We start from the raw sequence: 13530 nt of genomic DNA on the forward strand, positions 1-13530 counted from the left end.
CGGATGATGACCGGACCGGGCCACTTGGCGATCATGGCCGACTGCGAGCGGGCCCTCGGCCGGCCGGAGCGGGCCATCGACCTCGCCAAGGACCCGGCGGTGAAGGACCTGTCCCAGGAGGACGAGATCGAGCTGCGGATCGTCGCGGCCGGTGCTCGCCGGGACATGGGTCAGCTCGAGGCGGCCGTGGTGGCGTTGCAGGGGCCGGACCTCGATCCGGGGCAGCGCACTCCGTACTCCGCGCGGCTCTTCTACGCTTACGCCGACAACCTGGCCGCGGCCGGTCGCATCGAGGAAGCCGTGAAGTGGTTCCTCAACGCCGCCGAGGCCGACGACGAGGGGGAGACGGACGCCGCCGAGCGCGCGTTCGAGCTGACCCAGGACGAGAACCCCTCCCCGAAGCCGGAGGAGATCGGACAGCAGTGAGCGAGACGTTGGTCGACCGGTACGACGCGTTGCTGATCGATCTCGACGGCACCGTCTACCGCGGCAAAGAGGTCGTGCCCGGCGCCGCGGACGAGATCGCGAAAGCCAGGGCCAAGGGCCTCGGGATCCGGTACGTCACCAACAACGCCTCCCGCTCACCGCAGGCGGTCGCGGATCACCTCGTCGAGCTCGGGTTCGAGACGACGATCGACGAGGTGAGCACGTCCGCCCAGGCAGGCGCGGCCATGCTGGCCGACCGCCTGCCGAAGCGCTCCACCGTGCTCGTGCTGGGCACCAAGGCTCTCGAGGCCGAGGTGTTCAAGCGCGGGCTCATCCCCACCGATACCGCGGAAGGCGCGGTGGCGGTGCTGCAAGGGCTCTCCATGGACCTCGGCTGGCGCGAGCTGGCCGAGGCCGCGGTGGCCATCCGCGCCGGTGCGCTGTGGGTGGCGTGCAACGTCGACGCCACCCTGCCCACCGAACGCGGCCTGCTGCCCGGCAACGGCAGCTTCGTCGCCGCCCTCAAGACCGCGACCGGCGCCGAGCCGCTCGTGGCCGGCAAGCCCGCCACGCCACTGCTCCAGCAGGCGGCGAAGGAGCTAGGGGCGCACCGGCCGCTGGTCATCGGAGACAGGCTCGACACGGACATCCTGGGCGCGGTGAACGCCGGAATGGACTCGCTGCTCGTCCTCACGGGTGTGTCGACGGATGAGGAGGCGCAAGCGCTTCCGGAAGAGCACCGGCCCACGTATGTCGGCGCGGACCTGTCGGTACTGCATCGGCTACCGTAAGACCGTGAGCTACCCCCTGCCCGGACCGCCGCCCAACCCGGCCGACGCCATCGACGGCGCGCTGGAGCGGCTCGACGGGCTCGAGAACGTCCCCCTCGCCGAGCACGTGGCGCGGTTCGACGCCGTGCACGCGACGCTCACCGACGCACTGTCGAGCATCGAACAGGTGTGATGCACAGTGCCTCGCAGGGTGCGGCTCGACGCCGAACTCGTGCGCAGGGGGCTCGCCAGGTCCCGTGAGCACGCCAGCCAACTCGTCGCGGACGGTCGCGTCACGGTGCGCGGCACCGTCGCGACGAAGCCCGCGACCGCCGTGGAGACCTCCGACGCGGTCGTCGTCAAAGATCTCGGCAACGACCCCAACTGGGCTTCCCGGGGCGCGCACAAGCTGATCGGCGCGCTCGACGGCTTCAAGATCGACCCGACCGGGCGGCGTTGCCTGGACGCGGGCGCATCCACTGGCGGTTTCACTGACGTGTTGCTGCGCAAGGGCGCGCGTCAGGTGGTCGCGGCCGACGTCGGGCGCGGGTTGCTCGACTGGAAGCTGCAGACCGACGACCGGGTCGTGGTGAAGGACAAGACCAACGTCCGCACCCTCACGCCCGAGGACATCGGCGGGAAAGTTGAACTCGTCGTAGCGGATCTTTCGTTTATCTCGTTGAGGCTTGTGCTTCCCGCACTGGCCGCGTGCCTCGACGAGGAGGGCGACCTGCTGCCGATGGTCAAGCCGCAGTTCGAGGTCGGCAAGGAACGTCTCGGCTCCGGTGGTGTCGTGCGCGAACCGGAGCTGCGCGTGGCGGCCGTGCTCGAGGTGACCGAGGCAGCTGCGGAACTGGGTCTGGCCGTGCACGGGGTCGTCGCGAGCCCGCTGCCAGGTCCGTCCGGCAATGTCGAATACTTCCTCTGGCTCCGCAACGCGAACCGGTCGCCAAATGGATCGGACGCAGTGGAGGAGATGGTGCGCACCGCCGTCGAAGAAGGGCCCCAATGAGGGAAGTCCTGCTGGTCGTCCACACCGGTCACCAGAGCAACATCGATCTCGCCCGCCAGGTGGCAGGCCGTCTCGCGGTCGGGGGCGTCACGACTCGGGTGCTCGACGACGAGGCACGTGACCTCGGTCCGTCGTGCTGCACCAAGGTCGTGCCCGCAGACGACCACGCGGCCGAGGGCACCGAACTGGTGCTGGTGCTCGGCGGTGACGGCACGCTGCTGCGAGGTGCCGAGCTCGCCCGCCCCGCGCGGGTTCCGGTGCTGGGCGTGAACCTGGGCCGGGTCGGGTTCCTCGCGGAGGCCGACTCGGACGCGTTGCACGAGGCCGTCGGCCACGTGCTGGAGCGCGACTACTTCGTGGAAGAGCGCATGACGCTCGACCTCATCGCGAAGGTCAACGACGAGGTCGTCGCGGAGACGTGGGCGCTCAACGAGATCACCGTCGAGAAGCTCATCCGTGAACGCATCCTCGAGGTCGTCATCGAGGTCGACGGGCGGCCTGTGTCGGCGTTCGGCTGCGACGGCGTCATCTGTGCGACGCCGACGGGCTCCACGGCGTACGCGTTCTCCGCGGGTGGACCGGTCGTGTGGCCCGATGTGCAGGCGATCCTGGTGGTGCCGAGCAACGCGCACGCGCTGTTCGCCCGGCCGCTGGTCGTGTCGCCGAAGTCGCACGTGGCGTTCGAGATCGAGTCGACGGGCCATCCGGCCGCACTGTCAGCGGACGGGCGGCGCACGTTCGAGCTGCCGGCCGGTGCGCGGATCGAGGTCGTGGAAGGCGCTATCCCGCTGAAGGTCGTGCGGCTGCGCCAGGCTCCGTTCACGGACCGGCTGGTCGAGAAGTTCGATCTGCCGGTGAAGGGATGGCGGGGACCATCGGCAGGCTGATCGCGCCGCTCGGTGCATCGGCACTCGCTCGTTATGGTGCCCGCGAGGAATTGTCGGACTCGACAAGTAAGGTTCGCCCTGTGCTGGCCGAGATGCGCATCAATGGCCTTGGCGTGATCGACGAGGCCACCCTTGAACTCGACCCCGGATTCACCGTAGTCACAGGTGAGACGGGCGCGGGCAAGACCATGGTCGTGACCGGGTTGCACCTGCTCGGCGGTGGCCGTGCGGAGGCGTCCCGCGTGCGCACCGGTGCCGACAAGGCGGTGGTCGAAGGCCGCTTCCAGGCGCCGGCGGGCAGCCCTGCCGCGAAGGTGGCGGAGGAGGTCGGCGGCGAGGCGGACGAGGACGGCTCGCTGATCGCGATCCGCACCGTCGGCTCCGACGGCCGCTCCCGTGCCCACGTCGGCGGCCGGTCCGTGCCGGTCGGCGTGCTGTCCGAACTGGCGGAGCAGCTGATCGCGGTGCACGGTCAGAACGACCAGCTGCGGCTCATGCGGCCGACCGAGCAGCGCGGCGTGCTGGACCGGTTCGCCGGTGACGAGGTGGCCGAGCCGCTGCGCGCGTACCAGGCCGTCCGCGAGGAGTGGCTGCGCGTTTCTTCGGAGTTGAAGGAGCGCACCGAGCGTTCGCGTGAGCTGGCCCGCGAGGCCGACCTGCTGCGGCACGGCCTGACCGAGATCGACGCGGTCGCCCCGTTGCCGGGCGAGGAGGCCGAACTGCACGACGAGGCCCGTCGTCTGGCCGACGCCGACCAGCTCCGCGAGGCCGCGTCCGGCGCGCAGTTCGCCGTGTCGGGTTCGCTCGAGGGCGACCCGGACAACCCCGGCGCGCTGGGCCTGATCTCCGAGGCGGCGCGCCGGCTGTCCGCGTCCGAGGACCCGAAGCTGCGCGAGATGGAACCGCGTCTGGTCGAGGCGGCGACGCTGCTGGCCGACGTCGGCGCCGAGATCTCCGGCTACCTCGACCACCTGGAAGCCGATCCCGGCCGTCTCGAGCAGGTCCTGCAGCGCCAGGCCGAGCTGAAGTCGCTGACCCGCAAGTACGCGGCGGACGTCGACGGCGTGATCGCGTGGGCGGCCGACGCGCGCGCTCGCCTGGACGGTCTGGACACCTCCGAGGAGGCTTTGACGGCGCTCGCTTCGCGCCGGGACGAGCTGGCCGTTGAACTGGCCGGCCTGGCATCGCAGGTCACGGCCGCGCGTACCGAAGCCGCATTGGAGTTGGGCAAGGCGGTCACCGAGGAGCTCGACGGCCTCGCGATGCCGCACGCCACGGTCGAGCTCGTGGTCCGCCCTCGCCACGCCGAGTCGGGCGACGCGCAGGCGCTTCCGATCGGGCGTTCCGTGCTGCACGCGGGCTCGTCGGGCGTCGACGACGTGGAGCTCCGCCTGATCTCGCACCCCGGCGCCCCGGCCCTGCCGGTGCACAAGGGCGCGTCCGGCGGCGAACTCTCGCGCGTGATGCTCGCTCTCGAAGTCGTGCTCTCACACTCCGACCCGGTGCCGACCCTCGTGTTCGACGAGGTCGACGCGGGCGTGGGCGGCCGCGCGGCCGTCGAGGTGGGCCGCCGCCTGGCCCGTCTCGCTCGCTCGCACCAGGTCATCGTCGTGACGCACCTGCCGCAGGTGGCCGCGTTCGCCGACCGGCACCTGGTCGTCGACAAGTCGGCCGACGGCACCTTCACGCGCTCGGCCGTGCGCAAGCTGGACGAGACGCAGCGCGTGGTCGAACTCGCCCGCATGCTGGCGGGCATGGACTCGACCGACACGGGCCGCGCGCACGCCGAGGAGCTGCTGGCGGCGGCGAAGGCGGACAAGTCGGCCGCGCCGGTGGTGCGCCGCCGCAAGAAGAAGGCCTGACCCCGCGTTCAACTGCCAGGAGGGGCACATTCACGGACCACAAGTCCATGAATGTGCCCCTCCTGGTTTTGGGCGGTGAGCAGGCCGGGTGCCCGCGCCGCCGTCGTGGCTGAGGTTCGGCATGATGGGAACGTGACCGAGGCGCGGTCAGCGGACGCACACGGTGGTGCGGTGGAAGGTGGACCGGATCTGTGACCACGCGCCGGTTGTTCGGGGCGGTGCTGGTGTTCGTCGCGGCCGGGTTGGCGGTGGCGGCGACGTTCCTCAACGCCTATTCCGTGCAGGTCGATCTGCAGGGGCGGACGTTGCGCTACGAGGCTTCGGCCTGGGTCACCGAGCGGGACGACTTCAGGGGTGCCCTGATGCTCGGGCCCATCGAGTACGGCGAGCCGGCGGTCGGGGCGGCGTTGGTGATGGCGTTGGCGACGGTGCTCGCGTTCCGGATTCCGGCTGCGCGCGTCGGGTCGTTGCTGGGGGCCGGGTTGCTCGCCGGGGTGGCCTGGTCGGCGGTGTCGAGTGTGCAGGGGACGATCTCCAAGCTCAAGGAGCTGGAGGCGCCGGTGCCGTTCGACATCGAGCAGGGGGACGGGGTGACGATGCTGATCGTCGCGGCCGGGGTGGCTGTGGTGTCGGCGGTGTTGCACCAGGAGTTGCCGCGCCAGCCGAGAGAGACGACTGCGGACGGCGTGGTGATCCACCAGATCGAGGCGGACGAGAGCGAGACGCCGCCGTACGGGTTCCCGGTGATCGTGGAACCGCTGGAGCCGAAGGAAGAGCCGAAGAGTGATTGACCGGGGGAAGATCGCTGTACTGCTGCAGGTGCTGGGGGCGGGCCTTGCTGTCGTGGGGAGTCTCCAGGCCATCTACCGCACCACGTACGTCTACGACGGCAAAGGGCCCGGCCAGGCGATGACGTCCACTCTGTGGATCGTCACGTCGGAACCGCCGGACGTGCCCGAGCGCGACGCCATCTACGCCATGGGCTGGCCGTTGGTCTTCGCCGCGGCGCTGTTGGTGGTGGCGGCGGTGCTCACGCTGAGGGGGCGCACGGCGTTCGTCGGCAGGGTCGCGGCGATGGGAGCGGCGGGCGCGCTGGGCGGGATCGTGCTCGCCTACTGGATGCAGATCCTGCACGAGATGGAGATCATGAGTGGCTGGCCCGCGCAAGGCGGGCCGAAGGTCGCGGTGGACCTTCTTGGCGGGGTGTACCTGTTGGCTGCGGGGGCGGTCGTGGGGCTGGTGGGCGCGGCACTCGGGCAGCGGAAGCAGGAAGTGCCGCAGGAAGAAGAACCGGAGGAAGAGGTCGTCGTGCACCAGCTCGACAGCGACGACGACACGCCACCGTTCGGCATCGCGATCACGGACGAGCAGCAGGAGGCGCGGTGATCGGCAGACCGACAGCGGTCGCGCTGATCGCGGCCGGAGTGGTGCTCACGGCGACGGCGCTGATACTCCCGTGGTACTCGACCATCTACGCAGGAGACGTCGAGGTCGTCGTCCGGGCCTGGGGCACCGAGGTCGTGCACAAGCCGGGCGACTGGCCCGCCGGTGAGCTCTCGCCCTGGTACGGCGTGCCGATCGCGATCACCGCGGCGTTCCTCACGGCCGGGATCTGGATCAACCGCGCCGCACTGGCCGGAGCCGCCGCGCAGCTGGGAGCCGTCGGCATCATCACCGTGCTCACGATCTCCGAACGCGGCCACGCCGTCGAGCAGCAAGGCGACTTCGCGATCGGCTACGGCCTGGTGTTCCTCGCAGCCGGCACGCTCGTAGCTCTGACTGGCGCCATCGCAGCGCAGAAGGAGGCCAGGTGAAGCTCCTCAGCGCAGCACTCCTCGCACTGGCGGCCGCGGCAGCCGTCACCGCGACGTTCCTGCCGTTCTCCGAGCTGTTGATCAAACTGGCTCCGGACCAGCCCCAGACCGCCTACGTCACCACGGGCTGGAGCACCTACTTCGGTGCCACGAAAGACGTGCACGCACCGCTCTTCGGCATCCCGATCGCCGCGGCCGCCGCGGCAACGCTCGCCGGCATCCGCTGGCGCAAGGTCGCGTTCGCCGGCGCGGCAGCACTGGCCGGTGTCGCCGGAATGCTGTTCGTCTACCTGTTGAACGCGATCAGCTTCCACAAGACCGGAAACATCGCGATCGACCCGAGTCTCGAAGCGGGGTTCGGCAACGGAATCTGGGTCCTCATCGGAGCAACAGTCCTCGCGTTTGGTGCCGTAGTAGTTCACCCCGACGACTGACCAGCGAGAATCGCCCGGCGTGCCTCACCTGTCGCGTGCGCACCGTGAGTCACTATCGGACGCATGAAGCTTTCCGGGCTGCTGAGCCGCTCCAACCACGAACTCCCCGGTGTCACGGGCGTCGCGCGGGTTGATCGGCGCGTGAGCGACCTGGTGCGGCGCATCAGTCCCGGAGATGTCGCTGTTTTCGACCTCGTCGACCTCGACCGGCGCACCGCGGAGGCCTTCGTCGCGGCCGAGGTGGTCGGTGTCGTCAACGCCTCGCCCTCGATCTCCGGGCGCTTTCCCAACCTCGGGCCGGAACTGCTGATCGAGGCGGGCATCCCGCTGATCGACAACGTCGGCGCGGTGGCCCTGCGCGAGATCAAGGAAGGCGTGAAGATCCGCCTCCACGAAGGTGTGGTCTACGCCGGGGAGCGCGAGCTCGCCAAGGGGATCGAGCAGAACGCCGAGAGCATCGCCGACGCCATGATCGAGGCGAAGGCCGGCATGTCGGCACAGCTGGAAGCCTTCTCCGCCAACACCATCGAGTTCCTCCGCCGCGAACGAGCGCTCGTGCTCGACGGCGTCGGCGTCCCCGAGGTGTACGTGCCGATGCGCGACCGGCAGGTGCTCGTCGTCGCAGGTGGACCGTCGCACGCGGAACAGCTGCGCAAGCTCCGCAAGTACATCCGCGAGTACCGGCCGGTGCTGATCGGTGTCGACACCGGCGCGGACACGCTGCACGACGCCGGGTACAAGCCGGACATCATCGTCGGCGACCCCGACGGCATCGGCACCGCGTCACTGCGCGCGGCCGCCGAGGTGGTCGTACCCGCGCAGACCGACGGCCACGCGCCAGGTCTGCAGCGGATTCAGGACCTCGGCATCGGCGCGGTGACCTTCCCCGCATCGGGCAACGCGGAGGATCTCGCGTTGCTGCTGGCCGAAGCACACGGAGCGTCCCTGGTCGTCACGGTGGGGCTGCGCGCGACGTTGCGCGAGTTCCTCGACCGCGGGCACTCCGGCTCAAACCCCTCCACGTTCCTCACCCGGTTGAAGCTCGGCAGCAAGCTCGTCGACGGGGAGGCCGTCGCGACCTTGCATCGCAGCCGGGTGTCCATGGGCGTGATCGTCCTGCTGGTGGTCGCCGCGATCGTCGCCATGGTGGCGGCGTTGTCGGTGTCCGGCGTCGGTCACGTCTACGTCGACATCGTGGTCGATGCGTGGCAATCCGTCGTCAACTGGTTCAAGGGGTTCATCTCGTGATCTCGCTGCGCTACCACATAGTGTCCATCACCGCGGTCTTCCTGGCGCTCGCGGTCGGTGTCGTGCTGGGGTCGACCGCGATCAGCGGGCGGCTGCTGTCGGGCTTGAGTGACGAGAAGAACTCGTTGGCACAGCAGGTGAACGACCTGCAGAACGACCGCAACTCGTTGAACGCCAAGCTGACCGAGGCGGACAAGTTCGCCTCGTCCGTCGGCCCGCTCGCGGTCAAGGACAGGCTCACCGATCGGACCGTCGTCATCGTCACGACGTCCGACGCGCGTCCGTCCGATCGGGACGCTCTGAGCGGGCTGCTGAAGTCCGCCGGTGCCGCCGTCACGGGCGAGATCCAGCTGACCGACGCGTTCGCCGATCCGTCGCGCGCGGACCAGCTGCGCGACCTCGTGGCAAGGCTGCAGCCCGCCGGTTCGCAGCTCCCCACGGCCGGCGACCCCGGCACGCGCGCGGGTGGCCTCTTCGGCAAGCTGCTGCTGCTCAACCCCGCCAACAACGAACCTCAGGCCACCGCGGACGAGACGGCCAGCGCCCTCGCCGGGTTGTCCAACGCGGGCTTCGTGAAAGCGACTTCCGGTGTGAAGCCGGGGCAGCTCGCGATCGTCCTCACGGGCGGCGCCGCGATCGGTGACTCGGCGGCGGACCGGGCTTCGACGGTCGCGCGTTTCGCCACGCAGCTCGACCGGTCCGGCGCGGGCGTGGTGCTCGCCGGTGCCAACGGTTCGGCGAACGGCACGGGCGCCATCGGTGTGGTGCGCGCGGACACGAACGCGACTTCCGTTCTGTCCACGGTGGACAACTCCGACACCCCGGCCGGTCAGGTCGTGGTCGTCATGGCACTGCGCGAGCAGCTCGAAGGCCGTTCCGGTCGTTACGGCGTGGCAGGAAACGCCGAAGCGTCCTCACCCGGTACCGCAGGTTAGTACTCGGTCGTCCAGTCGCCTGGCAGCGCCTTCACCAGCACCTCGAGTGCATGCGGTGTACGGGCGCGGGCCCACAGCCACTGGCCGTCGTCCTCGCGCACGATCACGTCGTCGCGGACGAACCAGCGGGTTCCGGGAGAGTTCAGCGGCAGCACGGTGAAGTGCTCCTCCAGCAGGGAGATGTCCGCCTCGGACGTCTCCCTGTCCGCGGTCTCGGCCCCGTCGCGGAACAAGGCCTCCGACAGCACCATCTCGACGCACGCCGTGGAGAACTGCGGCAGCCACGGGTCCCAGCGCTCCTCGGACTTGTCGATCAGGTCGAGCTTGATCACGACTTCCGGGTCGTCCTCACCCAGAGGCGTCCCCCACGCGGCGACCCACTGGTTCTCGTCCCGGAAGATCAGCACGTCCTGATCCAGGCGCAGCTCCGAAGGCGTGAGCAGGCGGTCCTGGTTGCTCGTCAGGTCCGGCCGTTTGCCGAACAACGACAGGGCCTCCTTCAGCGACTCCGGCAACCGCACCCGCAGCTGCTCCTCGGTGGCGGCGAGCTCCGCGCGGCTCCAGCCGTCGAGCGGCCCGATCGGCTCGGCCCACGCGGCCGCGAACCCCTCGATGAAGCGCCACGCCGCGGACCGATCGCGGACGGCTCTGGCGGCTTCCCCTGCCACGTCGAAGGTCACGTGACAACGATTCCTGATCTCGGCCCGTGCTGCAGGAACTTCGGGGAAACCCCTCACTGCGCCGATCGGGTGATGTGATCTGCCGGGTCGTGGTGCGCTGAGTGACCGGCGGCGTGTTAGCGTTATGGCCCGTGGATAGGGGGATTTACCCCCACGATTTTCACGGGAGCCCCGTTGGTGCAGCAGGCACGTACGACCAAGCACGTCTTCGTCACGGGAGGCGTCGCGTCTTCCCTGGGCAAGGGGCTCACCGCCTCCAGCCTCGGCCAGTTGCTCACCTCGCGCGGCCTGCGGGTAACGATGCAGAAGCTCGACCCGTACCTGAACGTGGACCCCGGCACGATGAACCCGTTCCAGCACGGCGAGGTCTTCGTGACCGACGACGGCGCGGAGACGGACCTCGACATCGGCCACTACGAGCGGTTCCTCGCGCGGGATCTGAGCGGCGACGCGAACGTCACCACCGGCCAGGTGTACTCCGAGGTCATCGCCAAGGAGCGCCGCGGCGAGTACCTGGGCGACACGGTCCAGGTCATCCCGCACATCACCGACGAGATCAAGCGCCGCATCCGCGCGATGGCCGAGCCGGACGCCGACGGCGTCACCCCGGACGTGGTCATCACCGAGGTCGGCGGCACGGTCGGTGACATCGAGTCGCTGCCGTTCCTCGAGGCGTGCCGCCAGGTCCGCCACGACGTCGGGCGCGACAACGTCTTCTTCCTGCACGTCAGCCTCGTGCCGTACCTGGCGCCGAGCGGCGAGCTGAAGACCAAGCCGACGCAGCACTCCGTCGCGGCGCTGCGCAACATCGGTATCCAGCCGGACGCGATCGTGTGCCGCGCGGACCGGGAGATCCCGGACTCGCTCAAGCGCAAGATCGGCCTGATGTGCGACGTCGACACGGACGCCGTCGTCGCGGCCGTGGACGCGCCGTCGATCTACGACATCCCGAAGGTCCTGCACGCCGAGGGCCTCGACGCGTACGTCGTGCGCCGCCTCGACCTGCCGTTCCGCGACGTCGACTGGACGGTGTGGGGCGACCTGCTGGAGCGCGTGCACAACCCGTCGGAGACGGTGAAGATCGCGCTGGTCGGCAAGTACGTCGACCTGCCGGACGCCTACCTCTCGGTCACCGAGGCGCTGCGTGCGGGCGGGTTCGCGCACCACGCCAAGGTCGAGATCAAGTGGGTGCCGTCGGACGAGTGCCAGACGCCCGAGGGCGCCGCTCGTGCGCTGTCCGGCATGGACGCGGTGCTGATCCCCGGCGGGTTCGGCGTGCGCGGCATCGAGGGCAAGATCGGCGCGCTGAAGTACACCCGCACGCGCGGTGTGCCGACGCTGGGCCTGTGCCTCGGCCTGCAGTGCATGGTGATCGAGGCCGCGCGCAACCTCGCGGGCATCGAGGACGCGAACTCCAGCGAGTTCGAAGAGGGCGGTTCGCCGGTCATCTCCACGATGGCCGACCAGCAGGACGTCGTCTCCGGTCAGCGCGACATGGGCGGCACGATGCGGCTCGGCGCGTACATCGCGAAGCTCACGCCCGGTTCGGTGGTCGCGCAGGCCTACGGCTCGACCGAGGTCTCCGAGCGGCACCGCCACCGTTACGAGGTCAACAACGCGTACCGGGGCAAGCTCACCGAGGCCGGCCTGGTGTTCTCCGGTGTGTCGCCGGACGGGCGCCTGGTCGAGTTCGTCGAGCTGCCGGCCGACGTGCACCCGTTCTACGCGGCCACGCAGGCGCACCCGGAGCTCAAGTCGCGTCCCACGAAGCCGCACCCGCTGTTCGCGGCGTTCGTGAAGGCCGCGATCGACTACCGGGTGGCCGACCGCCTCCCGTTGACCGCGGGGGCGTCGAAGTGACTGCCCGGCACGACTTCCGCACGGTCTCCAGCGAGGACGTGCACGTCGGGAAGATCCTGGCGTTGCGCGTCGACGAGGTGGAGATGCCCGGCGGCGGCACGGCCAAGCGCGAGATCGTCGAGCACACCGGCGCGGTCGCGGTCGTGGCGGTGGACTCGGCAGGCCAGGTCACGCTGATCCACCAGTACCGGCACGCGCTGGGCCGGCACCTGTGGGAGCTGCCCGCGGGTCTGCTCGACCACGACGGCGAGCCGCCGGTCGTGGGTGCGCGCCGGGAGCTGGCCGAGGAGGTCGGGCTCGACGCGTCGCAGTGGGACGTGCTGGTCGACGTCGCCGCGTCGCCGGGGTTCACCGACGAGGTCGTGCGCGTGTTCCTCGCGCGCGACCTGTCCGAGGTGGACCGCGAGGTGCAGGGCGAGGAAGAAGCCGACCTGGAGATCCACCGCTTCCCGATCGAGGAAGCCGTGCGCATGGTCCTGGCAGGCGACATCGTGAACGCGTCGTCCGTCGCCGGGCTGCTCGCGGCCCGCGAGGTGCTGGACGGCCGCGCCGAGCCCCGTCCGGCCGACGCGCCTTTCCGCGACAAGCCGACCCGGTTCGTCGCGCGCAAGAAGTAGATTGAAGCGATGAAGACGCTGAGTCGTGCGGTCACGCGGTTGCGCGCACCACTCGGCGTTCTTGCTCTTGGTGGCGCGGGCGCGGTGTTGCTGATGTTCGTCGACCCGACGAAGCCCGGCAACCTGCTGCCGAAGTGCCCGTTCAACTGGCTGACCGGCCTCAACTGCCCCGCGTGCGGTGCCACGCGCATGGTGCACGCGCTGCTGCACGGCGATGTCGTCGGCGCGTTCCACTACAACGCGGTGTTGCTCGCGTTAGGTGTGCCGTTGGGTTTGTGGCTGTTCTCGCGGTGGACGCGGGACAAGTGGACCGGGGAACGGCGAACCGTGCCGAAGCAGGTCGGGGTCACGGTGATCGTCATCGCCGCGATTTGGGGCGTGGCCAGGAATCTCGCCGGGATCTAGGCTCAGACCATGCCTGGCCTGCAGCACAGCGTCGTCATCGCGGCCCCGCCCGCACGCGTCTGGGAACTGATCGTCGACGTCGAGCACTGGCCGGAGCGGATCCCCACGGTCGACTCCGTGGAACGGCTCGACGACGGACCGCTGGCGCTCGGTTCTCGCACGAAGTTGTCGCAGCCCAAGTTGTCCCCGGCGGTGTGGACGGTGACCGAGTTGACCGACGGGCGGTCGTACACCTGGGAGTCGAAGACGTCCGCTGTCACCGTCGTCGCCTCGCACGACGTGGAACCGCACCCCGACGGATGCCGGCTCACCCTCGCCCTGACCGTGTCCGGCGCGCTCGCCGGGATCGGCTGGCTGATGTCGAAGTCGCTGACCAAGCGGTACGTGGAGGCGGAGGCCGCCTCGATCAAGGCGGCCGCCGAGTCATCTGGTGGCGCGACCCGGAACGGTGGCGGGTGATTCACGCTCAGTGGGACGGACCGTGATTCACGCTCAGTGGGACGGCTCGCGGCACCACGGTCCGGCACCGTTCCGGGCCACGCCACTAGTAGTGCTTTGTTGGGTCAGCAAGAACCCGGGG

16 protein-coding genes and 1 pseudogene are annotated in these 13530 nt (G+C 69.8%); 16 read left to right on the forward strand and 1 reads right to left on the reverse strand.

All coding sequences use genetic code 11. From position 1 onward, the window contains the following. The 12 genes and pseudogenes from UK23_RS53395 to UK23_RS44810 all read left to right on the forward strand — a co-directional run. Positions 1 to 426 (forward strand): annotated as a pseudogene (locus UK23_RS53395) (hypothetical protein); the annotation flags it as partial. After that, the gene (locus tag UK23_RS44760; RefSeq protein WP_045317931.1) at positions 423 to 1217 is read left to right on the forward strand and encodes an HAD-IIA family hydrolase; all 795 of its coding nucleotides are present in this window, start codon (positions 423 to 425) and stop codon (positions 1215 to 1217) included. The pseudogene UK23_RS53395 and the gene UK23_RS44760, both read left to right, overlap by 4 nt. A 4-nt stretch (positions 1218 to 1221) precedes the next feature. Further along, on the forward strand, positions 1222 to 1389 hold the full coding sequence (locus tag UK23_RS44765) for a hypothetical protein (protein WP_196778164.1): 168 nt from the start codon (positions 1222 to 1224) through the stop codon (positions 1387 to 1389). A 6-nt stretch (positions 1390 to 1395) separates the two neighbouring features. Beyond that, complete coding sequence (locus UK23_RS44770) at positions 1396 to 2208, forward strand: TlyA family RNA methyltransferase (RefSeq protein WP_045317933.1); 813 nt, start codon at positions 1396 to 1398, stop codon at positions 2206 to 2208. Continuing rightward, entirely contained in the window at positions 2205 to 3095 is an 891-nt protein-coding gene (locus tag UK23_RS44775) for an NAD kinase (protein ID WP_045317934.1), read from the forward strand. Before UK23_RS44770 ends, UK23_RS44775 begins: the two co-directional genes overlap by 4 nt. Positions 3096 to 3187: 92 nt before the next feature. Continuing rightward, positions 3188 to 4957 (forward strand): DNA repair protein RecN, encoded by a 1770-nt coding sequence (gene recN, locus UK23_RS44780; protein WP_156213851.1) that lies wholly within the window; start codon positions 3188 to 3190, stop codon positions 4955 to 4957. Between the two features lie 191 nt (positions 4958 to 5148). Further along, positions 5149 to 5748: a hypothetical protein gene (locus tag UK23_RS44785; protein WP_045317936.1), complete on the forward strand. Its 600-nt coding sequence runs from the start codon at positions 5149 to 5151 to the stop codon at positions 5746 to 5748. Continuing rightward, positions 5741 to 6343, forward strand: coding sequence for a hypothetical protein (locus UK23_RS44790; protein ID WP_045317937.1), 603 nt, complete (start codon positions 5741 to 5743; stop codon positions 6341 to 6343). Before UK23_RS44785 ends, UK23_RS44790 begins: the two co-directional genes overlap by 8 nt. Next, positions 6340 to 6771: a hypothetical protein gene (locus UK23_RS44795; protein ID WP_045317938.1), complete on the forward strand. Its 432-nt coding sequence runs from the start codon at positions 6340 to 6342 to the stop codon at positions 6769 to 6771. The genes UK23_RS44790 and UK23_RS44795 overlap by 4 nt, the downstream gene beginning before the upstream one ends. Further along, positions 6768 to 7205: a hypothetical protein gene (locus UK23_RS44800; RefSeq protein WP_045317939.1), complete on the forward strand. Its 438-nt coding sequence runs from the start codon at positions 6768 to 6770 to the stop codon at positions 7203 to 7205. The genes UK23_RS44795 and UK23_RS44800 overlap by 4 nt, the downstream gene beginning before the upstream one ends. A gap of 63 nt (positions 7206 to 7268) precedes the next feature. Next, the gene (gene steA / locus UK23_RS44805; RefSeq protein WP_045317940.1) at positions 7269 to 8453 is read left to right on the forward strand and encodes a putative cytokinetic ring protein SteA; all 1185 of its coding nucleotides are present in this window, start codon (positions 7269 to 7271) and stop codon (positions 8451 to 8453) included. After that, positions 8450 to 9388 carry a copper transporter gene (locus tag UK23_RS44810; RefSeq protein WP_045317941.1) on the forward strand — a complete coding sequence of 313 codons (939 nt, stop codon included), beginning with the start codon at positions 8450 to 8452 and terminating at the stop codon, positions 9386 to 9388. Before steA ends, UK23_RS44810 begins: the two co-directional genes overlap by 4 nt. On the opposite strand, the gene UK23_RS44815 is transcribed toward UK23_RS44810, so the two are convergent. Beyond that, a complete protein-coding gene (locus tag UK23_RS44815; RefSeq protein WP_045317942.1) occupies positions 9385 to 10068 on the reverse strand; it encodes a hypothetical protein in 684 nt (227 codons plus the stop codon). The genes UK23_RS44810 and UK23_RS44815 overlap by 4 nt on opposite strands. A gap of 177 nt (positions 10069 to 10245) precedes the next feature. On the opposite strand from UK23_RS44815, the gene UK23_RS44820 reads away from it, so the two are divergent. The 4 genes from UK23_RS44820 to UK23_RS44835 are packed head-to-tail and all read left to right on the forward strand — an operon-like array spanning position 10246 to position 13409. Further along, positions 10246 to 11928 carry a CTP synthase gene (locus UK23_RS44820; protein WP_045317946.1) on the forward strand — a complete coding sequence of 561 codons (1683 nt, stop codon included), beginning with the start codon at positions 10246 to 10248 and terminating at the stop codon, positions 11926 to 11928. Then, the gene (locus UK23_RS44825; RefSeq protein ID WP_045317943.1) at positions 11925 to 12545 is read left to right on the forward strand and encodes an NUDIX domain-containing protein; all 621 of its coding nucleotides are present in this window, start codon (positions 11925 to 11927) and stop codon (positions 12543 to 12545) included. Before UK23_RS44820 ends, UK23_RS44825 begins: the two co-directional genes overlap by 4 nt. 9 nt (positions 12546 to 12554) lie before the next feature. Continuing rightward, complete coding sequence (locus UK23_RS44830) at positions 12555 to 12950, forward strand: DUF2752 domain-containing protein (RefSeq protein ID WP_045317944.1); 396 nt, start codon at positions 12555 to 12557, stop codon at positions 12948 to 12950. Between the two features lie 9 nt (positions 12951 to 12959). Next, positions 12960 to 13409, forward strand: a complete 450-nt coding sequence (locus UK23_RS44835; protein ID WP_045317945.1) for an SRPBCC family protein — start codon at positions 12960 to 12962, stop codon at positions 13407 to 13409. Positions 13410 to 13530: the final 121 nt, after the last annotated feature.

It is taken from the genome of Lentzea aerocolonigenes (assembly GCF_000955955.1).
Classification (GTDB): domain Bacteria; phylum Actinomycetota; class Actinomycetes; order Mycobacteriales; family Pseudonocardiaceae; genus Lentzea; species Lentzea aerocolonigenes_A.